Below are 21335 nucleotides of genomic sequence, written 5' to 3'. Positions count from 1 at the left end.
CTGGGCATTCCCCCGGGGCGGCCAATTCGCGGGCGCATGCGCCTGCGCCTGACCTTCATGAAATCAGCAGGATACCGGACATGACCGCAACTGCCGACCCGTCCGCTTCGACCTCCCGCAAAAGCCTCGCCCAACAGCTTGAACTCGATATGCGGCTGATCGGAATGATCGGCGCCTTCGTTCTGCTGTGCCTAGGCTTTCACCTGTTCACCGGGGGCAACTTCCTGACCCCCCGCAACATCTTCAACCTGACGATCCAGACCGTCTCTGTTGCCATCATGGCGACGGGCATGGTCTTTGTGATCGTCACCCGCAACATCGACCTGTCGGTGGGCTCGCTTCTGGCGACCTGTTCGGCGGTGATGGCGATGACCCAGACGGTCATCCTGCCGCAATTCATGGGTGTGCCGCTGGGCAGTCTCGTGATCGCCCCGGTGGCGATCGTGGCCGGCCTGCTGACCGGCGCGCTGATCGGCGCGGTACAGGGCTGGCTGGTGGGCTATCTCGCAATCCCCTCGTTCATCGTGACGCTGGGCGGCCTGCTGGTTTGGCGCAACGTCGGCTGGTACCTGACCAACGGCCAGACCATTGGCCCGCTTGACCCGACGTTCCAGCTTTTCGGCGGCACCAACGGGACGCTGGGCGAAACCGCATCTTGGGTTGTGGGCGTCCTTGCCGCCATCGCGGCAGTGCTGGCGCTGGTTTCAGCCCGGCGCAACAAGATCCGCCACGAATTCCCGGTCAAACCGATGTGGGCCGAATTCGTGATGGGCGTGATCGTCGTCGCCGCGATCCTTGGTTTCGTGGCCGTGCTCAACGCCTATGACATTCCCTTCAACCGGCTGAAACAGATGTTCGCCGCCGCCGGGCAGACGATGCCCGAGGGCTATACCGCGGGCTATGGGTTGCCGATCTCGGTGCTTGTGCTCATTCTCGTTGCGGTGGCGATGACGGTGGTGGCGCTGAAGACGCGGTTCGGCCGCTACATCTTCGCAACCGGTGGCAACCCTGACGCGGCAGAGCTTTCGGGCATCAACACCCGGCTGCTGACGGTGAAGGTCTTTGCGTTGATGGGCTTTCTCGCCGGGCTGTCCGCCGTGGTCGCCTCGGCCCGCCTGACCTTCCATTCCAACGACATCGGCACGCTGGACGAGTTGCGCGTGATCGCTGCGGCGGTCATCGGCGGCACGGCACTGGCGGGCGGCATCGGCACGATTTACGGCGCCATCCTTGGCGCGCTGATCATGCAGTCGCTGCAATCGGGTATGGCGATGGTCAACGTCGACTCGCCCTTCCAGAACATCGTCGTGGGCCTCGTGCTGGTCTTCGCCGTCTTTATCGACATCGTTTATCGCAAGCGCCTGGGGGTGAAGAAATGAACGTGCAGGGCAAAGTGAACCGCAGCGGCACACCGCTGGTCGAACTGCGCGATATCTCGATCTCTTTCGGCGGTATCAAGGCGGTCGACCATGTTTCGGTCGACCTGCATCCCGGCGAGGTCGTCGGACTTCTGGGCCATAATGGTGCTGGCAAGTCGACGCTGATCAAATGCCTCTCGGGCGCCTATCACATGGATAGCGGCGAGATCCTGATCAACGGAAAGAAGGTCAGCATCAACAACCCGCGCGATGCGCGCCATCTCAACATCGAGACGATCTACCAGACGCTGGCGCTGGCCGATAACCTTGATGCCACGTCCAACCTGTTTCTGGGACGCGAGCTGGTGACGCCGCTGGGCTTTGTCGACGATGCCCGGATGGAGGCCGAGACGCGCAAGATCATGTCGCGGCTCAACCCCAACTTCCGCAAGTTCAAGGACCCGGTCAGTGCGCTGTCGGGCGGTCAGCGTCAGTCGGTCGCCATCGCGCGGGCGGTCTATTTCAACGCCAAGATCCTGATCATGGACGAACCCACCGCCGCGCTCGGGCCGCAGGAAACCAAGATGGTGTCGGAACTGATTCAGGAATTGAAGGCGCAGGGCCTCGGTATCTTCCTGATCGAGCACGACATCCACAACGTCATGGAGTTGTGCGACCGGGCCAGCGTGATGAAGAACGGCCAGCTTGTCGGCACGGTGAACGTGGACGAGGTGACCGACGAGGACATCCTCGGCATGATCATCCTCGGCAAGTCGCCCGACCATCAGGCAGGCTAAGCGATGTTCATCGGGCTGGACCTCGGGACATCGGGGCTCAAGGGGGTCCTGATCGCCCCGGATCAGCGGCTGGTGGCCGAGGCGCATGCGCCGCTGGAGGTCAGCCGCCCGCAGGATGGCTGGTCCGAACAGGACCCGGCCGACTGGATCGCCGCGGCCGAGGCCGTGCTGGCCGCACTGGCCGCGCAGGCCGACCTGTCGGGCGTGCTGGGCATCGGCCTGTCGGGGCAGATGCATGGCGCCACCCTGCTGGACAAGGCCGACGCGGTGCTGCGCCCCTGCATCCTGTGGAACGATACCCGCGCCGCGGCCGAGGCGGCCGCGCTTGACGCAGACCCGCGGTTTCGCGCGATCACCGGCAACATCGTCTTTCCCGGTTTCACCGCGCCCAAGCTGATGTGGGTGAAGGCCAACGAGCCGAAGGTCTGGGCGCGCATCGCCAAGGTGCTGCTGCCCAAGGATTACCTGCGGCTGTGGCTGACCGGCGAGGCGGTGGGCGAGATGTCCGATGCCGCCGGGACAAGCTGGCTTGATACCGGGAAACGGGACTGGTCGGACGACCTGCTGGCCGCCACCGATCTGGGCCGTGGGCATATGCCGCGCCTTGTCGAGGGCAGTGCCGTGTCCGGCACCGTGCGCGACGATCTGGCCGCGCGCTGGGGCCTGCCGCGGGGCGTGGTGGTGGCGGGTGGCGGCGGCGACAATGCCGCCAGCGGCGTCGGCGTGGGCGTGGTCAACGCCGGCGACGGTTTCGTCAGCATCGGCACCTCGGGCGTTCTTTTCGCGGCCTCGGCGGCCTATCAGCCGGCGCCGGAAACCGCCGTTCACACCTTCTGCCACGCGCTGCCGGGCACGTGGCACCAGATGGGCGTGATCCTTGCCGCGGCCGATGCGCTGAACTGGTTCGCGCATGTGCTGGGCAGCCCTTCGTCGGCGCTGACGGCCGACCTAGGCCCGTTGCAGGCGCCGGGCCACGGCCTGTTCCTGCCCTACCTGGGGGGCGAACGGACCCCGCACAACGACGCCCGCATTCGCGGCGCCTTCCTGCATTTGGACCACGCGACCGACCGCGCGCAGATGGTGCGCACGGTGATGGAGGGCGTGGCACACGCCTTCCGCGACAGTTTCGACGCGCTGACCGCCACCGGGACGAAGATCGAACGGCTGATCGCGGTCGGCGGCGGGTCGAAATCCGACTACTGGGTGCAAGCGATTGCCACGGCGCTGGACCTGCCTATCGGCTTGCCGATCGCGGGCGATTTCGGCGGTGCCTTCGGCGCGGCGCGCCTTGCGCTGATGGCCGCGACCGGGGCAGGGGCCGAGGTGGCCACGCTGCCGCAGATTGCCCGGGTGATCGAACCCGATCGCGCGCTGGTGCCCGCCTTTGCCACGGCCCATGCCCGCTACCGCGCCGCTTATGCTGCCCTGAAGGGCCTGAACTGAGGACTAGTCATGACCGATTTCTTCAAGGGCATCGCGCCCATCCGCTACGAGGGCCCGCAAAGCGCCAACGACTTCGCCTTCCGTCACTACAACCCCGACAAGGTGGTGATGGGCAAGACGCTGAAGGACCACCTACGCTTTGCCGTCGCCTACTGGCACAGCTTTGCGTGGCAGGGCGGCGACCCCTTCGGCGGACAGACGTTCGAGCGGCCCTGGTTCGGGGACGGCATGGCCAAGGCCAAGCTGAAGGCCGACGTGGCCTTCGAGATGTTCCAGATCCTTGGCGCACCCTATTTCTGCTTTCACGATGCCGACGTGCGGCCCGAAGGCGCGGATTTTGCCGAGAACACGCGCAACCTGGAGGAAATCGTCGACTATTTCGGGGAAAAGATGGCGACGACGGGCGTCAAGCTGCTGTGGGGCACGGCCAACCTCTTTACCCACCGCCGCTTCATGGCCGGCGCCGCGACCAACCCCGACCCGGATGTCTTTGCCTTCTCGGCGGCCACCGTTAAGACCTGCATGGACGCCACGCTGAAGCTCGGCGGCGAGAACTACGTCCTCTGGGGCGGGCGCGAGGGCTATGAGACGCTGCTCAATACCGACATGGGCAAGGAGCGCGCCCATGCCGGCCGCTTCCTGCAGATGGTCGTCGACTACAAGCACAAGATTGGCTTCAAGGGCACGATCCTGATCGAGCCCAAGCCGCAGGAACCCTCCAAGCACCAGTACGACTATGATGTCGCCACCGTTTACGGCTTCCTCAAGGAGTTCGGGCTGGAAGGCGAGGTGAAGGTGAACATCGAGCAGGGCCATGCGATCCTCGCCGGTCACACGTTCGAGCATGAACTGGCGCTGGCGCGCGAGCTGGGCATTTTCGGCTCGATCGACATGAACCGCAATGACTACCAGTCGGGCTGGGATACCGACCAGTTCCCGAACAACGTGCCGGAAATGACGCTGGCCTATTACGAGGTGCTGCGCGCGGGCGGATTCACCACTGGCGGCACGAACTTCGACGCCAAGCTGCGCCGCCAGAGCCTTGATCCCGAGGACCTGATCCTGGCCCATGTCGGCGGCATGGATGCCTGCGCGGCGGGACTGAAGGCGGCGGCGGCGATGCTGGAGGATGGCAAGCTGGAAGCGGCGCGCGACGCCCGCTATGCCGGCTGGGAGGCACCCGCCGCCAAGGCCATGTTGACGAGCGACCTGGACGCGATCGCGCAGCGGGTGCTCGACGAGAGCATCAACCCCAGCCCGCGCTCGGGCCGGCAGGAACGGCTGGAAAACCTCGTCAACCGCTACCTCTAGGCCGGTTTTCCGCTGGAAAACCGGCGCCTCCGGCGGGAGTATTTGCGGCAAGATGAAGCCGGGGGCTGGGATGCGGGACATCAGGGAAGAGGCGCGCGCGATCTTCATGGCGGGTGTGGCGGCCGCCGATCCGTTCGACGCGGTGGCGCGCACGCTGGCCGACCGCGCGCAAAGCCCTGCGCTGATCTTGGCGGTGGGCAAGGCCGCCCGGCGGATGGCCGAGGCGGCGCTGGCCCGGTTTCCCGGCACGCCCTGCCTTGTCGTGACCAATGACGAGAATGCGCGCGCCTTGCCGGGCGCGCAGGTGCTGGCCAGCGGCCACCCGGTGCCCGATGCACGCGGCGCCGCGGCGGCCGAGACAGTGATCCGCGCGGTGCAGGCGCTGACCGGGCCGCTTCTGGTACTGGTCTCGGGGGGCGGATCTGCCCTGCTGCCTGCGCCAGTGGCGGGGGTTAGCCTGCAGGACAAGGCCGAGGTCAGCCGGCTGTTGTTGGCGTCGGGTGCCGATATCCGGGCGATGAACCTTGTCCGGCAGAACCTGTCGCGGCTGAAGGGTGGGGGTCTTGCCCGGCTGGCCGCGCCCCATCCCGTCACCGCGCTGATCCTGTCGGACGTGGTGGGGGATGATCTTTCGACCATCGCCAGCGGGCCGACGGTGGCACCCCTGGGTGGCCCGGCAGAGGCGCGCGCGGCGCTGGTGCGGTTCGGGATCTGGGACAGGGTGCCCGCCCCGGTGCGCACCCACCTGGGGCAGGCGGCCCCCGCCGGGCCGCTGCCGCCGGTCGAGAACCAGTTGATCGGCTCGAACGCGCAGAGCCTGGCCGCGATGGCCGCGGCCAGCCCCGGCGCGCGGGTTATCTCTCGGCCCATCGAGGGCGACGTGGCCGCCGCGGCGCGCGCCATCTGCGATGCCGCGGGGCCGGGCGTGACCCTTTGGGGTGGCGAGACGACGGTGGTGCTGCGCGGGCAGGGGCGCGGCGGGCGCAACCAGGAACTGAGCTTGCGCATCGCGGCCGAGGCCGCGCGGCGCGGCTGGCCCGCGCCCTGGGCCTGCCTGCAGGGCGGAAGCGACGGTCGCGACGGGCCGACGGACGCGGCGGGCGGGCTGGTGGATGACGGCACGCTGGGGCGGATCGCGGCGGCGGGGCTGGACCTGGACCGGATCCTTGCCACGAACGACAGCTATACCGCGCTGGCCGCCGCGGGCGATCTGCTGATGACCGGGGGCACCGGGACCAACGTGGCCGACCTCGGCGTGCTGATCCGGCCCTGAAACGCGAAAGGGCGCGGCCCCCTTCAGGACCGCGCCCCCCGTTTTCAGATCATGACCCTCAGTTCAGGTCGGTCTTGTACTGCGCGGCAAGTTGCGCATTGACGTCGGCCACAGCCGAGCGCAGCGCGGCCAGCATTTCCTTGCCGCCGTCGACGTTGTTCTCGAACCAGGTGTAGACCGGCTCGGCCGCCTTGGCGAACTGGGCCTTCTCGTCGGCGGTGGGCACGTAGACCTCGCCACCGGCAGCCTTGAACGCGTCATAGGCCGGGATCGACTTGCGCTTGGGGCTGGCGAAAGTGGCCTGCTGCAGCGCGTAGAAGCCGTCATCGACGATCTTGCGCATGTCTTCGGGCATCGCCATGAACTTGTCGTTCGACATCCACCAGAAGGCGCCCATGTAGCTGTGGTTGTCCAGCGTCAGGTACTTCAGGCCGGCATCGGGGAACTTCATGTTCATGATGTCGGTGATGCCGTTGGCGGTGCCTTCAACCACGCCGGTCTGCAGCGAGGTGAAGAGTTCCGGCCATGGAATCGGCGTCGGGCTGGCGCCAAGCGCACGGGTCAGCTCCTGCGGCAGGTCGGCCGGCACGGTACGCATCTTCAGGCCGGCCATGTCGGCGGGCGTGTGGATGGTGTGCTCGGTATTGGCGAACGAACGCCAGCCGCCGGTGTTGCCGATGGTCATCAGCCGGATCTTGCCGCCAGAGGCGTCAAGCGCGGCCTTGCGCATCGTTTCGACGAACGGGCCCGACAGCACGGCTTCGGCCACGCGGTCGTCGTTCATCAGGTAAGGCAGGTCGAGGACCTGCACGAACGGGAAGATCGACGCAGCACCGCCCGAAGTGGAGATGTAGACGTCGATTGAGCCGTCGGCGACGGCCTGAAGGCATTCCTCGCCGGTGGCACACAGCTGCGTGCCCATGAAGATCTCGACCTTGATCGCCCCGTTCGAGGCGTTCTCGACGTAGTTCTTGAACACGGTCAGACCGTCATAGTCCTCGTCCTGTTCGTTCGAGTTGGCGGTGGCGCGAATGGTGTATTGCTGCGCGAAAGCACTCACCGCCCCCCCGCCGATCAGCGCTGCGGTCAGCAGCACTCTTGTCAGACCCTTAAGCATTGGTTTCCTCCCTATTTGCTATGGTCGGTCATTGGGCGAAGCCCGCAAGACGCGGGATCGTCATCGAAATGAAGGGGAAATAGGTAATCAGGAAGATCACCAGAATTTCCACCAGCAGGAACGGCATGATCGCCTTGACGATGGTCTCTACTCGTTCGCCGCTGACGGATGACGCGACGAACAGCACCAGCCCCATCGGCGGTGTGGCAAGGCCCACGGTCAGGTTCACCGACATGATGATGGCGAAGTGCACCGGGCTGACGCCGAGGCCGATGAAGATCGGGGCAAGGATCGGCCCGAGGATGATGATCGCCGGCCCTGCATCAAGGAACATGCCTACCACGAACAGCAGGATGTTGATGAGAAAGAGCAGGATCAACGGATTGCTCGACAGGCCAAGGATGCTGTGGGTCAGGATCTCGGGCGCGTGTGACAGGCTCACGACGGTTTTGAACGCCACCGCCGCGCCGACTAGCAGCAGCACGGCCGAGGTGCCCAGCGCCGACCGCGACAGGACGCCTGCAAGATCCTTCAGCGTCATCGAATGAAGGATGAAGAAGCTGATGACCAGCGCATAGGCCACGGCAACGGCACTTGCCTCTGTCGGGGTCGAGACCCCCAGAAGGATGCCGCCGAGAATGATGATCGGCGTTTGCAACGGTGCGACGGCCTTCTTGCAGATCAGCCGGAAGTCATGGCTGGCGCGCCGCCGCATCCAAAGCAGGAAAAGATGCGCCAGCGGCAGGCCCACCACGAAGACCGCCCAACCGGGGATCGCACCGGCGGCATCAAAACCAATCGCCCAGCGCGCAAGGCTGTAGATGCCCCAGATGATGGCCGCGAAATTCACCCGCAGCAGCACGAAGCTGACCCAGTATTCCAGCCCGGTAATGGTCTGGTTGGCATGCACGATCCGCTCGGCCTTGGGCAGGTCGTAGCGGTCGGCCATCAGCACCACGACCAGCATCAGGCCAAGGCCCACCAGCAGGCCCGGCACGATCCCGGCCAGAAACAGCGCCGCGACGCTTTCGCCCATCACGTAGGCATAGATGATCATGATGCCCGAGGGCGGGATGATCGGCCCGATGACCGAACTTGCCGCCGTCAATGCCGCGGCGAAACGACGGGTATAGCCGTTCTTTTCCATCGCCGGGATCAGGGTGGAGCCCAGTGCGCTGACATCGGCCACGGCCGACCCCGACATGCCCGCGAAGAGGATCGAGGACAGGATGTTGACGTGGGCAAGGCCGCCACGCAGGTGGCCCATGAAGGCCTGGCTGAAATCGACCAGCCGCGTAGTGATGCCGCCGCGGTTCATGATCTCGCCTGCCAGCATGAAGAACGGCAGCGCCATCAGCGGGAAGCTGTCCATGCCGGAATAGACGTTGCGGTAAAGCACGGCGAGGTCGCGGCCCTGGCCGTTGAGCATCAGCAGCGCGCCGGGGGCGGCCAGCAGGGCAAAGACCACCGGCAGGCCGACCATGATCAGGACGAGAAAGACGGGAAGAAACCAGATCAGCATCAGTCGGCCCTCGCCACATCGGGGTCGGCCAGCTGCGTCAGGCGGTCACCGGCCCCGAAGAGGGTGATGACCTGACGCAGGATCAGCTCGACATTGATAAGGATCAGCATCCCCATGCCCAGCGCGAGCGAGGCATAGGCCCATGAATTGCGGAACCGGATCTGCTGACCGCCGAAAAGGTCGAACGGCAGCCGCAGCGACGGGCTGGTGCCGCGCCCGGTCAGGCTGAAGACATGGCTCCAGACGCCCTTCTGGAACATGATCACCAGCACGCCCAGCGAGATGGCCAGCAGGATCAGCGACAAGATCGCCGAAATGGTCCGGGGCAGGGCGCGGCCCAGCATGTCGATCGAGACGAAGCCGCCCTGCCGGTAGGCCAGCGGCGCCATCAGCCCGGTCATCCAGAGCATACCGAAGCGCGCGCCTTCCTCTGTCCAGGCCGGCGCGTCGTTAAGGACGTAGCGGAAGAACACCTGACCCAGGATCAGGCACACCATCACCGACAAGGCGATCACCGCCAGAATACGGCCCACGGCAAGAATTACCGTGTTGAGCCGTTCGAGGGGCCAAAGGACCCCGAACAACAGCGCCATGCGGCACCCTCCCTGATCGCGGCCCCCTCCCCGGGGCCGGTTTCTTTTCGCGGGGTCTTGCTAGGCCCCGCGTCCGAAATGCCCGTAACTGCCGCCATGAAATACCAGCGGCACGCCGGGCGCATGATGGGCGCGGATCACCCGGCCCACCACGATGTCATGATCGCCGGCATGATGCGCGGCCTCGAAATTGCACTCGAAGATCGCCAGCACACCCGAGAGCAGCGGCACACCGGCATTGTTGGGCGTCCAGTCCAGGCCGTCAAAAGCGGTCTTGGAGCGGGTGAAGGCGTCGCAGACATGCTTTTGATCCGCGGCCAGTACATGGATGGCAAAGCGCGGCGCGCGGGCGAAATGCTCGAACCGGCGCGAATGGCGCGAAGGCGACCACAGCACCAGCGGCGGGTCGAGCGAGACGCTGGCAAAGCTGTTGGCAGTGATGCCCATCGGCCCCTCTTCGGTGATCGTAGTGATCACCGTCACGCCCGTCGTGTAGGCGCCAAGAGCCCCGCGAAAGGACTGCGAATCCTCGACGGGCGAGAAGCTGTTGTTCAGGATGGCGGGGCCGGCGTCCATGTCAGGCTACCTCTTGGCCAAGCGCGGCCGTGTAAAGTTCGTACCAGGTCTGCCGGTCCATCCTGACGCGCAACGCGTCGGAAAGGCGTGCAATTCGCCCCAGATTGTTGGTGCCCATCACGGGCAGGATACGTGCCGGATGCGCAAGCAGCCACGCCACCGCCACGGCACTGGCATCCACGCCATGACGCGCTGCGACCTCGGCCATCTTGCCCTGCAACACGACGTTGCCCGGCTGTCCGCCGACCAGCGCACCGCCGCCCAGCGGCGACCACGCCATCAGCGGGGTTCCGTGGCGCTGGTGAAACGCCACGTCGCCGTTGGTGAAACCCTGATGTGCCAGCAGGCTGAGTTCGATCTGGTTGGTCAGCAGCGGCGTCTTCATCGCCGATTGCAGCAACTCCCAGTCCCACGGGCGGAAATTGGACACGCCAACGGCCCGCACCTTGCCCGACTGCACAAGCTCGTCCAGCGCGGCGCCGGTGACGGCATGGTTCATCATCGGGTCGGGGCGGTGGATCAGCAGAAGGTCGATGTAATCGGTGTTCATCAGCCGTAGCGAGGCATCGACCGAGGCCGTGATATGCGACCGCCCGGTGTCATAATACTTCACCCGCGCATCTGCGTGCCGGCCCGCCGGGGCGACGATGCCGCATTTCGTGACAAGCTCGATCTTGTCACGCAGGCCGCTGCCCTTCAGCGCATGGCCCAGAATCTCTTCGGCCATGTAGCCGCCATAGATATCGGCCTGGTCCATCGTGGTGATGCCCTGCTCAAGGCAGGCCTCGATCTTGGCGCGCACATGGGCGGGCGAGGTATCGGCATCGTCGTCCAGCCGCCACATGCCGTAGACGATTCGGCTGAGCGTCAGGTTCTTGTCGAAACGCACCCGTTCCATCAGCGGCGCACCCCACAGCCCAGCGGTGTCGCCGGCGTTTCGGCCGGCACCCGACCATAGACATGGGGGAGCGATACCGTTGTCAACTCCGGCAGGACGCGGGTGCCGAAATGGCGCGCCTCGTCGATATGCGGATAGCCCGACAGGATGAAGGCGCGGATGCCCATCTTGCGGTAGTCCTCCAGCGCGCTCAGCACCTGGTCGGTGGAGCCTACCAGCGCCGCGCCGCAGCCCGACCGCGCGCGGCCCACGCCGGTCCACAGGTTCGGCTCGACATAGCCGAACTGGTCGGCCAGCTCGCGCGCACGGGACTGGTGCGACACGCCCAGGCTGATCGAATCATGCGCCCGGTCGCGGATCAGCTTGCCGTATTCGTCGTCCAGCTTGCTGACGAGATGCTCGGCATATTCCTTCGCCTCGGCCTCGGTATCGCGGACGATCATGTGCACCCGCAGCCCGTAATCGAGCGTGCGGCCATGCGCCTCGGCGCGTGCATGGACCGCGCGCATCCGCTCGGCCAGCATGTCCTTGGTCTCGGGCCACATCAGGTAGACGTCGCACTGCGCGCCGCACAGCTCCAGCGCGTCGGGCGAATAGCCCCCGAAATAGAGAAGCGGGCCGCCGTTCTGCTGGTAGGGCTTGGCCGGATCGGTCGTCAGACCCGAAAACTGGTAGATCTCGCCCTGATGCTCGATCGTGTCCTGCGTCCAGGCCTGCCGCAGGATCTGCACCACTTCGTGGCTGCGGCGGTAGCGGAAGGCGCTGTCGGCCTTCTCGCCCGGAAAATCCGAACTGATCACGTTCAGCGTCAGCCGGCCCTTGAGCATGTGGTCCAGCGTGGCGACCGTGCGCGCCAGCATGATCGGATGCATCTCGCCGCAGCGGATGGCGGCAAGGAAGTTGATGCTGCTGGTCAGCGGCGCCATGCCGGCTACGAAGCTGAGCGTATCCTGCCCGACCTGATAGGACGAGGGGGCCAGGATGTTGCGAAAGCCCTGCTTTTCGGCCTCCAGCACGATGTCGCGGCAATGCTCGAAGCTGGACCGCAGCTCGCCGTCGGGGACGCCGAGATATTCGTAGTCATCCGAGCAAAGGGCCGAGAACCATGACACTTCCGCGCCATCCAGATCGGCGCTGGTAACCGGGACAACCTGTTGGGACGCTGCCATCGACTCTGTTCCTCTCCCCTCGATTTGCACTTGCGTAGCATCCCAAAACGAATGCATCAATAGTGTATCAATTCGGGACGCAACATGAGTGTGCAGGCGGGCAGAGGCGATCCGGGACGGGGATCGCTGCCGAAATACATCCAGATCAGCGAGATGCTGATTCGCCGGATCGCCGCTGGGCAACTGGCCGATGGCACGCGCCTGCCGCCCGAGCGCGAGATGGCGCAGGGCCTTGGCATCGCCGTGGGCACGTTGCGCAAGGCGCTGGCCGATCTCGATGAAAAGGGCCTGCTGCACCGGGTGCAGGGGTCGGGCAACTACATTCGCACCCGGCCGGAAGTGGCCAGCCTTTATGCGTTTTTCCGGCTGGAGCGGGTCGAGGGCGGGGGGCTGCCCACGGCCGAGGTCCTCTCGCTCGACCTGATGGGCAAACCGTCCGATGCGCCCGATTTCGGACCTTCGACGCTGGCGCACCGAATCAGGCGCCTGCGGCGTCTGGACGGCGAGACCGTGGCGCTGGAGGAAATCTGGCTCGACGCGAGTCATGCCCAGGCAATCGCGGCGGGCGAACTGGTCGAATCACTGTATCTCTACTACCGCCGCGCGCTGGGCCTCGTGATCACCCGCGCCGAAGACCGGGTCGGTGCCGCGCCGATGCCGGACTGGACGCCGCCCGCCGCGCCGTTGCCGGCCGGCGCGACGGCAGGCTTCATCACCCGGCTGGCCTGGGCCCAGACCGGGGCACGCGCGGAATATTCGCGCACATGGTTCGATTCTGAAAAGGCGGTCTATGTAAACCGCATGGGAAGGGGCTGACTAAATTGAAGAAGATCAACTATGGCCTGATCGGCTGCGGGATGATGGCGCAAGAGCACGTCCGCAACATTGCGCTGCTGCCGGAGGCGCGCGTCGCCGCCGTCTTTGACCCGGTCGATGACCTGGCACGGCAGGCCGCCGCGCTGGCGGGTGGCGCCGAGGTGATGGCCTCGTTCGAGGCGCTGCTGGCGCGCGACGATCTGGATGCGCTGGTCATCGCCAGCCCCAACTTCCTGCATGTCCCGCAATTGCAGCAGATCGCGGCCAGCGCTCCGCGCCCGGTGCTGGTGGAAAAGCCACTTTATACCGATCCCGCGCAGGCGGCCTGGGTCGCCGAATTCGCGAAAACCTATCCGGCGCCGGTCTGGGTGGCGATGGAATACCGCTACATGCCCCCCGTCGCCGCGCTGATCGCGCAGGCCGAGGCCGCGACGGGCGGCATCCGGATGTTCACGATCCGCGAACATCGCTTTCCCTTCCTGCCCAAGATCGGCGACTGGAACCGCTTCAACGCCAATACCGGCGGCACGCTGGTGGAGAAATGCTGCCATTTCTTCGACCTGATGCGGCTGGTGCTGCGGTCGGACCCGGTGCGCGTGATGGCCAGCGCCGGACAGGCTGTGAACCACCTTGACGAGACCTACGACGACCGGACCCCTGACATCTGGGACAATGCCTATGTCATCGTCGATTTCGCCAACGGCGCGCGGGCCATGCTGGAGCTGTGCATGTTCGCCGAAGGCTCGCGCTATCAGGAGGAAATCAGCGCGGTCGGCCCCACCGGCAAGATCGAGGCGCTGGTGCCCGGACCGGGGCGGTTCTGGCCGCCGCACCTTGGCGAGCCGCCCACCGCGCAGTTGATCGTCAGCCCGCGTCACCCGAAGGGCCCCGAAATGCGCGAGATCCCGGTGGATCCGGCGCTGCTCGCCGCGGGCGACCACAACGGCTCGACCTTCTACCAGCACCAGAAATTCGCGGCCGTCGTGCGGGGCGAGGGCACGCCGGAGGTCACGCTGCATGACGGCGCGATGGCGGTAGCCATAGGCCTTGCGGCGCAGGAATCGGCCCGCACCGGGCAGGCCGTCACGCTTTAGCCGCCGCGGTTGACCACGTTCACTGGGTCGGCCTCGGCCTCGGACAAAAGCCATGCGCGGAAGGCGCCCGCGTCGGGGTGGGCGCCGCCCGCCTCGGGCAAAAGCAGGTGAAACGCCTCGGCCACCGGCACCCCAAGGTCGAGCGGGCGCACCAGCCGTCCGCCCGCCAGCGCGCCCGTCGTCATCGACGAGCGGCCCAGCGCCACGCCCACCCCCGCCTCGGCCAGTGCGAAGGCCATCAGCGAGGTATCCACTTGCAGCCCCGGCCCCTGCGCCGACACCCCCGCCGTGGCCAGCCAGCGCCCCCAGCCCTCTTCGTAGCCCAGCACGTGCAGCAGGCATTGGCCCGCGATGTCCTCGGGCGTGGTTACGAGATCGGGCAGGCAAAGCGGCTCCAGCACCTCCCAGGTCAGCCGGTCGCTGCGAAAGCCGGGCCAGGGGCCGGTGCCATAGCGGATGTCGAGGTCGTAGCGGTCCTTGTCGCTGCCCTCGTTCCAGACGCTGGAGACCAGCCTCAGCGCCCGGCCCGGATGCGCGTCGCGCCAGCGCGGCAGGCGCGGGGCCAGCCATGTCACGGCGAAACTGGTGGCCACCCGCACCGTCAGAACGCGCGCGCGCCGGGTGCCAAACACCTCCTCGGTGCCCTCGGCCAGCCGTGCGAAGGCATCGCGCAGCTTGGGCACATAGGCCGCGCCCACCTTGGTCAGCGTCAGGCTTCGCGGCCCGCGTTCGAACAGTGGCGCACCCAGCGCCTGTTCCAGCAGGCGCACCTGCTTGCTGACCGCCGCCTGCGTCAGGTGCAGTTCGGCGGCCGCATGGGTAAAGCTGAGATGCCGCGCCGCGGCCTCGAAGGCGCGCAGCCAGGGCAGCGGGGGAAGCTGTGCCATGCGCGGCAGGTTAGCATGACCGAGCCATAACGAAAACGGGGTCATTGGCATCGAATGTGTCGTTTGTCGCGCGGGCCACCTTGGCACAAGGATCGCGCCACCACCGCTTTCACGAAGGTCGCCACCATGGTCCAGATCGCCCCCGCCGAACCGCTCGTCACCGCGCTGCCGCGCCCGGCGACGTTCCAGATTTCCCCCTCCGCGCGCCTGCGCCCCTCGCCCTTCTTCGAGGCGACGGTGGCCGAAGGCGTGACGGCGATGACCACCTACAACCACATGCTGATGCCCACCTCCTACGGCCACCCGGAAGAGGAATACTGGCGGCTGATCAACGGCGTCTCGATGTGGGACGTGTCCTGCGAGCGGCAAGTGCAGCTTGCCGGCCCCGATGCGGGGCGGCTGGCGCAGATCCTCGCCACCCGCGACCTGTCGAAATGCAAGGTCGGGCAGGGCAAGTACGTGGCGCTGTGCAACCATGACGGCGTGCTGATCAACGACCCGATCCTGCTGAAGCTGGACGAGGACCGCTACTGGCTGTCCATCGCCGACAGCAACATCTGGTTCTGGGCCCGCGCCATCGCCGCCGAACGCGGCCTGCGGGTGGAGGTCAGCGAGCCTGACGTGTCGCCGCTGGCCGTGCAGGGGCCGCGGGCCGAGGACGTGGTGGCCAGCATCTGCGGCGACTGGGTGCGCGACCTGAAATATTTCTGGTTCAGGGAGACCGAGATCGCCGGCATTCCCGTGGCGGTGCAGCGGTCCGGCTGGTCGAAACAGGGCGGGTTCGAGATCTACCTCAAGGAGGCCAGCCGCGGGGCCGAACTGTGGGCCATCGTGAAGGAGGCGGGCCAGCCCTACGGCATCGGCCCCGGCAACCCCAACTGGGTGGAGCGGATCGAAAGCGGCCTGGTCTCTTACGGCGGCGATACCGACGGGCAGACCAACCCCTTCGAGGTGCGGATGGGCAAATACGTGGACCTGCACGTGCCCGACGACACCATCGGCATTCAGGCCCTGCGCCGGATCGCCGCCGAGGGGCCGAAACGCCATTCGCTGGGCATTCGCCTTGACGGCGGGGCGCCCGCCGCGCCCGCCTTCCGCTGGAACGACATCGTGGTCGACGGCATCAAGGCGGGCGACCTGACCAACTGCGCCTGGTCGTGGCGGCTGGAGCAGAACATCGGCTTCGCCCTTGTCTCGGTCGCGCTGCAACCGGGCGACCGGGTGACGGTGCTGCGCGAGGACGGCCCGATGGGCGGCACGCTTTGCGAGATCCCGTTTCTCTGATCGGGGCCGGTCAGGCGGGGCTGTCGGCCTCGCCTGGCGGTTCCGGTCTGACGCGGAACACCGCACAATAAAGCGCCGGCGCGAAGAGCAGGGTAATCAGCGTGCCGGCGATGATGCCGCCCATCATCGCATAGGCCATCGGCCCCCAGAACACCTCTTGCGAGATCGGGATCAGGGCAAGGCTCGCAGCCGCGGCGGTCAGCAGGATCGGCCGCGCGCGGCTGTCCGAGGCGCCCAGCACCGCGTCCCACGCGCCCATGCCGCCCTCGCGCAGCACCTCGATCTCGTGGACCAGGATGATCGCGTTGCGGATCAGGATGCCGACCAGCGCCAACACGCCAAGAATCGCGACAAAGCCCAGCGGCGCGCCGGAGGGCACCAGCGCCGCCACGACCCCGATCAGGCCCAGCGGTGCCACGGCCAGCACCACGAACATGCGCCGGAACCCCTGCACCTGAACCATTACCAGCGTCAGCATGACCAGCAGCATCAGCGGCACCACCGCGATGATCGGTGCCTGGCTTTGTGCCGAGCTTTCCACGGTGCCGCCCGTCACCAGCTTGTAGCCTGCGGGCAGGGCGGCCGCGAAATCTGCAATTTTCGGGGCCAGCGCCTTGGCGATGGTATCGGGCTGGGCATCGGTAGAAATCGCCGCCTTGACGGTGATCGTCGGCACCCGGTCGCGTTGCTGGATCTCGGGCTGTTCGGTCGTCCATTCAAGGCTGGCAAAGCTGGTCAGCGGAATCGGCACGCCCGCGGCATTGCCCAGTTGCAGGCTCTGCAACCCGGCCAGCGAGGCCCGGTCGGCGCCCGCGCCGCGCGCCAGCACGTCGATCAGGACCCGCCCATCGCGCAGTTCCGTCACGTTCAGCCCGTCGTAAAGCCCGTTGAGCGCGCGGGCCACGTCCGTCTGCGTCAGGCCCAATTGCCGCAGCTTGTCCTGGTCAAGCACCACGCGCGCCACCCGCGCCGGTTCGTTCCAGTCCAGCGTCACGTCTTTCAGCCGCGCATCACCCGCCACCAGCGCGGCCAGATCGCGCGCATGGTCGCGCAGCACCGCCGGATCGGGGCCGGAAATGCGGTACTGCACCGGCTTGCCCACCGGCGGGCCAAGCTCGAGATACTTGGCGAAGACCTCGACCCCGGTCAGCCCCTTGGAGAAGTCTTCCACCGCGGCCTTCAGTGCGTCGCGGTCCTTCAGGCTGGGCGTCACGATGACGATCTGCCCGGCATTGGGCCCCGGCGTGCCCAGATCCAGCGCGAGGACGAAACGCGGCGCCGACCGGCCGACGTAGGTGGCCCATGATGCCGCCTCGGACCGGCTGGCAAGGAAGGTGTCCAGTTTCGTCATCACGGCATCGGTCGCCGCGATCGAGGCATTCTGGCGCAGTGTCACGTCAAGGATCAGCTCGGGTCGGTCGGATGTCGGAAAGAACTGTTGTTCCACGAACTTCATGCCGAAGACCGCGCCGCCGAAAGCCACCAGCGTCACCGCGATGGTCAGCCATTTCGCACGCATCGCGCCGGCCAGCACGCGGCGGAACGCCCGGCGCAAACGGCCCGGCCCGGCATGGGCATGGGCCAGTTGCCGCGGCAGGAACGTGGTGCCGAGGATCGGCGCGAAGAGGACCGCGACGATCCAGCTCAGCACCAGTGACGAGGCGATCACCCAGAACAGCGAATTGGTATATTCCCCGGCTTTCGACCCGTTGAAGCCGATCGGGATGAAGCCTGCCACCGTCACCAGCGTGCCGGTCAGCATCGGGAAGGCAATGGAGGTCCAGGCGTGGCTTGCGGCCTTCTTCAGCCCGTCGCCCGCCTCCAGCCGCGAGATCATCGTTTCGATGGTGATCATCGCGTCATCCACCAGCAGCCCCAGCGCGATGATCAGCGCGCCCAGCGAGATGCGCTGCAACGCGATATCCATCATCTGCATGAAGACAAAGGTCAGCGCGAGCACCAGCGGGATCGTCATTGTCACGACAAGGCCCGCGCGCATGCCCAGCGAAATGAAGGATACCGCCAGCACGATCACCACTGCCTCGACCAGCGCCTTGAGGAAGTGATCGACCGAATCGGCCACCACCTTGGGCTGATCGGCAACCTTGTGCATCTCCAGCCCGATCGGCAGCTTGGCCGCGATTCCGGTCATCAGCGTGTCCAGCTTTTCGCCGAAGTCCAGGATATTGCCGCCCGGCCTCATGCCAATGGCCAACGACAAGGCCGGCTTGCCATCGAACCGCACAAGGCTGCTGGGCGGGTCGGCGTAGCCCGGCGTCACGTCGGCCACGTCAGACAGGGCGAAATAGGTGTCGCCCACACGCAGGTTGGTGTCGGCCAGTGCTGCGGGCGAGGTGAACTGGCCCGTCACGCGGACAAGGATCTGCTCTTCTCCCGTGCGCACCACGCCAGACGGCACGATGGCATTCTGCTTGGCCAGCGTGTCCAGCACCTGCCGCTCGCTCAGACCAAGGGCTGCCAGCTTGCGCACCGAGAACTCGATATGCACCTGCTGGTCCTGCGTGCCGATCAGGTCCACCTTGCCGGCATCTTTCAGTTGCAGCACCGCCGCGCGGATATCCTCGACCCGGTCCTGCACCTCGCGCGGGGTGAAGCCGTCCGAGGTGAAGGCGTAGATATTGCCGAAGACATCGCCGAAATCGTCGTTAAAGCCGAAGCCGGCGAATTCCGAGGGCATTTGCCCCCGGATGTCGGACATCATCTGGCGGACGCGGGTCCATGTCGCGCGTACCTCCGGCGCCGGCGTGGTGTCGCGCAGATCGACGTAAACCAGCGTCCGGCCCGGAAACGTGACAGAGCGGGTATGATCGAGCGAGGGCAGCTCTTCGAGCTTCTTCTCGATCCGGTCGGTGACCTGCGTCACCGTCTCTTCGGCGGTGGCGCCGGGCAGGGCGGCGGTGACGACCATGGTCTTGATGGTAAAAGGCGGGTCTTCCTCGCGGCCAAGGCCTATGTAGGCCAGCGTGCCCGCCAGCAGCGAGACGAGGATCAGGTACCACACCATCGAGCGGTGGCGCAGCGCCCAGTCGGACAGGTTGAAGCCCTTCATTGCACCCGCCCTCCCAGCGCCTGGCCCTCGGTCAGCGAATGCACGCCCTTCACGACCACCTCGTCGCCCACCGTTATGCCGGTGGCAATCACCACCCGGCCGCCCAGTGCGGGCCCCAGCGTTACCGGCACCTCATGCGCCTTGCGGCCCTCCGCCACGATCCAGACTGATGGCGCATCGGGACTGCCCGCGATGGCGCTTTGCGGCAGGGTGAGAACCGGCGCGGCGTCGCCTGACAGCGATGCACGCACCAGCGCGCCGATCTTCCATTCCGCCGTTGCGCCGGGCAGGCTGACGCGGATGCGCCGGCTGCGCGTGGTGGCATCAGAGACCGGTTCCACCAGCCGCAGCGTTCCGGTGATCGGCGCCGCGCCCTGCACCCGGCTGGTCACGGTAAAGCTCCTCCCGGGCTGCAGCAGCGAGAGGTAATCGGCCGGTACGTCCAGCACCGCCTCGCGCGCGGGGCCCAGCGCCATCGTCAGAACGGGCGAGCCTGCCCCTACGACCGTGCCGGGCTTTACCGCGATCTGCAGCACCACGCCATCGCTTGGCGCGTGCAGCGTGCCAAAGCCCAGCGCGTTCTGCGCGCGCGCAAGATCTGCCCGCGCCGCGCGGGCCTGCGCGGCAGCCGTATCATTGGCCTGCTGTGCGCTGTCGAGCACCTGCTGACTGGCCACGCCACGCTTGGCCAGTTCGCTGACGCGGGCGAGATTGTCGGCGGCGGCCTTGGCGCTGGCCTCGGCCGAGGTAACGCCGGCCTGCGCGGCATCCACATCTTCCTGCAAGGTGACCTGATCGAGCGTGGCCAGCACCGCGCCATCTGCCACGCTGTCGCCGGTCTGGACCGGCAGATCGGCCACGCGTCCGGCAGTCTGGAACGCCAGCACCGCCTCTTTCTCGGCCTCGATCACGCCGGTGAAGCTGCGCACCGGCAACTGGTCAGGCGCCACGATTTCTGACACGACCGGGCGCGGCGGCGTATCGGCCACTGCCGGCAGGGCCGAGAGGGCGGCACAGAGCGCCAGCGCGGCGAAACGAAGCGGGCTCATTGCGCACCCCCCGCGGCCGTCACCAGCCGCCCCGGGTAAAGCAGTTGCGAGCCTGCGCCGACCACCAGCGCGCCATCGGACAGGCCGCTGGCGACGGCAATTTCACCCTCGCTGTAGCTCTCGACGGTAATGGAGGTCAGCTTGGCGCGCATCGTTGCGGGGTCCACGGTCCAGACTGCCGGGCCATCCGCGGTGGCGGTCAAGGCGTCCCATGGCAGATGGATTGCGGGCGGGCGACTGTAGTCCAGCTCGGCCAGCACCGGCACGCCCAGCAATGGCTGGTCGCTTGGCGGATCGGCGATCTTTGCGCGCACGCGGACCGTACCGGTCTTGGGATCGACCAGCGGTGAGACCTCGCTGACCCGGGCGCTAAGGTGGACGTCGGGCTTGTTGATCAGGCTGAGGCGGATCGTCTCGCCGATGAAGGCGTCCACGTCCACCGTGTCGGGCGCGTAAAACACACCCACCCGCCTGTCGCGCGAGGCCAGCGTCAGCACGCCCTGGCCCGGCCCCACTACCTGTCCCACCTCAAGGCTGCGGGCGGTGACGATGGCATCCTGCGGCGCGCGCAGCACGGTGTCATCCACCGCGCGCTGCGCCTTGGCCAGCGTCGCCTGCGCCTGATCGCGGGCGGCCTGGGCTGCCGCCAACCCTTGGTTGGCGTTGTCGAGTTCCGCCCGCGTGGCCACGCCACCCTCAAGCCGCGCCTGCATCCGCGCCTGCGCAGTTTTCGCCTCGGTCAATGCGGCTTCGGCCCCCGAAAGGGCGGCGGCGGCGCTGTCGCGCGCGGCCTCGGCCTGGCTGGCATCGACCCGGGCCAGTTCGTCGCCCTGCGCAACGCTGTCGCCCGCCGAAACCGCGACCGAGATCACCCGGCCACCATCCCGAAACGCCGCGCTCACGGTGTCGGGCGCCTCGATCGTGCCGGCAAGCTGGTAACTGGCGCTTTGGCTGGTCGTGGTTGCGGTCACGATCTCGACCGGCAGGGCAGTTTCCGCCCATAGCGGCGCTGCGGTAGCCAGCGCAACAAGGGCGATTGCCCCCCGAAGCAGGATTCCCATGCGCCGTCTCCCCGGTG

Annotated in this window: 18 protein-coding genes; 8 read left to right on the top strand and 10 right to left on the bottom strand. The window is 66.8% G+C overall.

Annotated elements, in window-relative coordinates; translation table 11 throughout:
• Positions 1–80 precede the first annotated feature (80 nt).
• The 5 genes from GC146_RS15600 (at position 81) to GC146_RS15580 (ending at position 6182) form a co-directional block, all read left to right on the top strand.
• Complete coding sequence (locus GC146_RS15600) at positions 81–1379, top strand: sugar ABC transporter permease (RefSeq protein WP_291840699.1); 1299 nt, start codon at positions 81–83, stop codon at positions 1377–1379.
• Between the two features lie 2 nt (positions 1380–1381).
• Positions 1382–2155 carry an ATP-binding cassette domain-containing protein gene (locus GC146_RS15595; RefSeq protein ID WP_291840697.1) on the top strand — a complete coding sequence of 258 codons (774 nt, stop codon included), beginning with the start codon at positions 1382–1384 and terminating at the stop codon, positions 2153–2155.
• A gap of 3 nt (positions 2156–2158) precedes the next feature.
• Complete coding sequence (xylB, locus tag GC146_RS15590) at positions 2159–3598, top strand: xylulokinase (protein ID WP_291840694.1); 1440 nt, start codon at positions 2159–2161, stop codon at positions 3596–3598.
• Positions 3599–3607: 9 nt separating this feature from the next.
• Positions 3608–4909 (top strand): xylose isomerase, encoded by a 1302-nt coding sequence (gene xylA, locus GC146_RS15585; RefSeq protein WP_291840691.1) that lies wholly within the window; start codon positions 3608–3610, stop codon positions 4907–4909.
• A 70-nt stretch (positions 4910–4979) separates the two neighbouring features.
• Positions 4980–6182, top strand: a complete 1203-nt coding sequence (locus GC146_RS15580; protein WP_291840688.1) for a DUF4147 domain-containing protein — start codon at positions 4980–4982, stop codon at positions 6180–6182.
• A gap of 58 nt (positions 6183–6240) precedes the next feature.
• Here GC146_RS15580 and dctP read toward each other — a convergent pair whose 3' ends face one another.
• From dctP to GC146_RS15550, 6 genes are read right to left on the bottom strand one after another with little or no spacing between them, the layout of a single operon-like run.
• The gene (gene dctP, locus GC146_RS15575) at positions 6241–7299 is read right to left on the bottom strand and encodes a TRAP transporter substrate-binding protein DctP (RefSeq protein ID WP_291840685.1); all 1059 of its coding nucleotides are present in this window, start codon (positions 7297–7299) and stop codon (positions 6241–6243) included.
• Between the two features lie 28 nt (positions 7300–7327).
• A complete protein-coding gene (locus GC146_RS15570; protein ID WP_291840682.1) occupies positions 7328–8821 on the bottom strand; it encodes a TRAP transporter large permease in 1494 nt (497 codons plus the stop codon).
• Positions 8821–9414, bottom strand: coding sequence for a TRAP transporter small permease subunit (locus GC146_RS15565; protein WP_291840679.1), 594 nt, complete (start codon positions 9412–9414; stop codon positions 8821–8823). Before GC146_RS15565 ends, GC146_RS15570 begins: the two co-directional genes overlap by 1 nt.
• 60 nt (positions 9415–9474) lie before the next feature.
• Complete coding sequence (locus tag GC146_RS15560; RefSeq protein ID WP_291840677.1) at positions 9475–9990, bottom strand: flavin reductase family protein; 516 nt, start codon at positions 9988–9990, stop codon at positions 9475–9477.
• Position 9991: 1 nt separating this feature from the next.
• Positions 9992–10888: an aldo/keto reductase gene (locus GC146_RS15555; protein ID WP_291840674.1), complete on the bottom strand. Its 897-nt coding sequence runs from the start codon at positions 10886–10888 to the stop codon at positions 9992–9994.
• Positions 10888–12057 (bottom strand): LLM class flavin-dependent oxidoreductase, encoded by a 1170-nt coding sequence (locus tag GC146_RS15550; RefSeq protein WP_291840672.1) that lies wholly within the window; start codon positions 12055–12057, stop codon positions 10888–10890. Before GC146_RS15550 ends, GC146_RS15555 begins: the two co-directional genes overlap by 1 nt.
• 84 nt (positions 12058–12141) lie before the next feature.
• Here GC146_RS15550 and GC146_RS15545 point away from each other — a divergent pair, with 84 nt between their 5' ends.
• Together GC146_RS15545 and GC146_RS15540 are read left to right on the top strand one after the other, a co-directional pair.
• The gene (locus tag GC146_RS15545; protein WP_291840669.1) at positions 12142–12873 is read left to right on the top strand and encodes a GntR family transcriptional regulator; all 732 of its coding nucleotides are present in this window, start codon (positions 12142–12144) and stop codon (positions 12871–12873) included.
• A gap of 5 nt (positions 12874–12878) precedes the next feature.
• Positions 12879–13967 (top strand): Gfo/Idh/MocA family oxidoreductase, encoded by a 1089-nt coding sequence (locus tag GC146_RS15540; protein ID WP_291840666.1) that lies wholly within the window; start codon positions 12879–12881, stop codon positions 13965–13967.
• Here GC146_RS15540 and GC146_RS15535 read toward each other — a convergent pair.
• Positions 13964–14854, bottom strand: a complete 891-nt coding sequence (locus tag GC146_RS15535; protein WP_291840663.1) for a LysR substrate-binding domain-containing protein — start codon at positions 14852–14854, stop codon at positions 13964–13966. The two genes, GC146_RS15540 and GC146_RS15535, sit on opposite strands and share 4 nt — an antisense overlap.
• Positions 14855–14980: 126 nt before the next feature.
• On the opposite strand from GC146_RS15535, the gene GC146_RS15530 reads away from it, so the two are divergent.
• A complete protein-coding gene (locus GC146_RS15530; RefSeq protein ID WP_291840660.1) occupies positions 14981–16138 on the top strand; it encodes a glycine cleavage T C-terminal barrel domain-containing protein in 1158 nt (385 codons plus the stop codon).
• Between the two features lie 10 nt (positions 16139–16148).
• Here GC146_RS15530 and GC146_RS15525 read toward each other — a convergent pair whose 3' ends face one another.
• Genes GC146_RS15525 through GC146_RS15515 form a run of 3 tightly spaced genes read right to left on the bottom strand, consistent with a single transcriptional unit; the run spans position 16149 to position 21318 of the window.
• Positions 16149–19208, bottom strand: coding sequence for an efflux RND transporter permease subunit (locus GC146_RS15525; protein ID WP_291840657.1), 3060 nt, complete (start codon positions 19206–19208; stop codon positions 16149–16151).
• Positions 19205–20257: an efflux RND transporter periplasmic adaptor subunit gene (locus tag GC146_RS15520; RefSeq protein WP_291840654.1), complete on the bottom strand. Its 1053-nt coding sequence runs from the start codon at positions 20255–20257 to the stop codon at positions 19205–19207. The genes GC146_RS15525 and GC146_RS15520 overlap by 4 nt, the downstream gene beginning before the upstream one ends.
• The gene (locus tag GC146_RS15515) at positions 20254–21318 is read right to left on the bottom strand and encodes an efflux RND transporter periplasmic adaptor subunit (RefSeq protein WP_291840650.1); all 1065 of its coding nucleotides are present in this window, start codon (positions 21316–21318) and stop codon (positions 20254–20256) included. The genes GC146_RS15520 and GC146_RS15515 overlap by 4 nt, the downstream gene beginning before the upstream one ends.
• Positions 21319–21335 lie beyond the last annotated feature (17 nt).

Origin of the sequence: Limimaricola sp. (assembly GCF_016125575.1) — a bacterium.
Lineage (GTDB): Bacteria > Pseudomonadota > Alphaproteobacteria > Rhodobacterales > Rhodobacteraceae > WGLM01.
Note: the sequence above shows the minus strand (reverse complement) of the source record. Positions and strands in the feature narration are given on the sequence as shown.

Excerpts from the sequence above, each read along its gene's own strand:
- GC146_RS15600 (WP_291840699.1), top strand. The coding sequence starts at position 81 with ATGACCGCAACTGCCGACCCGTCCGCTTCGACCTCCCGCAAAAGCCTC.
- xylB (WP_291840694.1), top strand. The coding sequence starts at position 2,159 with ATGTTCATCGGGCTGGACCTCGGGACATCGGGGCTCAAGGGGGTCCTG.
- xylA (WP_291840691.1), top strand. The coding sequence starts at position 3,608 with ATGACCGATTTCTTCAAGGGCATCGCGCCCATCCGCTACGAGGGCCCG.
- GC146_RS15580 (WP_291840688.1), top strand. The coding sequence starts at position 4,980 with ATGCGGGACATCAGGGAAGAGGCGCGCGCGATCTTCATGGCGGGTGTG.
- dctP (WP_291840685.1), bottom strand. The coding sequence starts at position 7,299 with ATGCTTAAGGGTCTGACAAGAGTGCTGCTGACCGCAGCGCTGATCGGC.
- GC146_RS15570 (WP_291840682.1), bottom strand. The coding sequence starts at position 8,821 with ATGCTGATCTGGTTTCTTCCCGTCTTTCTCGTCCTGATCATGGTCGGC.
- GC146_RS15565 (WP_291840679.1), bottom strand. The coding sequence starts at position 9,414 with ATGGCGCTGTTGTTCGGGGTCCTTTGGCCCCTCGAACGGCTCAACACG.
- GC146_RS15560 (WP_291840677.1), bottom strand. The coding sequence starts at position 9,990 with ATGGACGCCGGCCCCGCCATCCTGAACAACAGCTTCTCGCCCGTCGAG.
- GC146_RS15555 (WP_291840674.1), bottom strand. The coding sequence starts at position 10,888 with ATGGAACGGGTGCGTTTCGACAAGAACCTGACGCTCAGCCGAATCGTC.
- GC146_RS15550 (WP_291840672.1), bottom strand. The coding sequence starts at position 12,057 with ATGGCAGCGTCCCAACAGGTTGTCCCGGTTACCAGCGCCGATCTGGAT.
- GC146_RS15545 (WP_291840669.1), top strand. The coding sequence starts at position 12,142 with ATGAGTGTGCAGGCGGGCAGAGGCGATCCGGGACGGGGATCGCTGCCG.
- GC146_RS15535 (WP_291840663.1), bottom strand. The coding sequence starts at position 14,854 with ATGGCACAGCTTCCCCCGCTGCCCTGGCTGCGCGCCTTCGAGGCCGCG.
- GC146_RS15530 (WP_291840660.1), top strand. The coding sequence starts at position 14,981 with ATGGTCCAGATCGCCCCCGCCGAACCGCTCGTCACCGCGCTGCCGCGC.
- GC146_RS15525 (WP_291840657.1), bottom strand. The coding sequence starts at position 19,208 with ATGAAGGGCTTCAACCTGTCCGACTGGGCGCTGCGCCACCGCTCGATG.
- GC146_RS15520 (WP_291840654.1), bottom strand. The coding sequence starts at position 20,257 with ATGAGCCCGCTTCGTTTCGCCGCGCTGGCGCTCTGTGCCGCCCTCTCG.
- GC146_RS15515 (WP_291840650.1), bottom strand. The coding sequence starts at position 21,318 with ATGGGAATCCTGCTTCGGGGGGCAATCGCCCTTGTTGCGCTGGCTACC.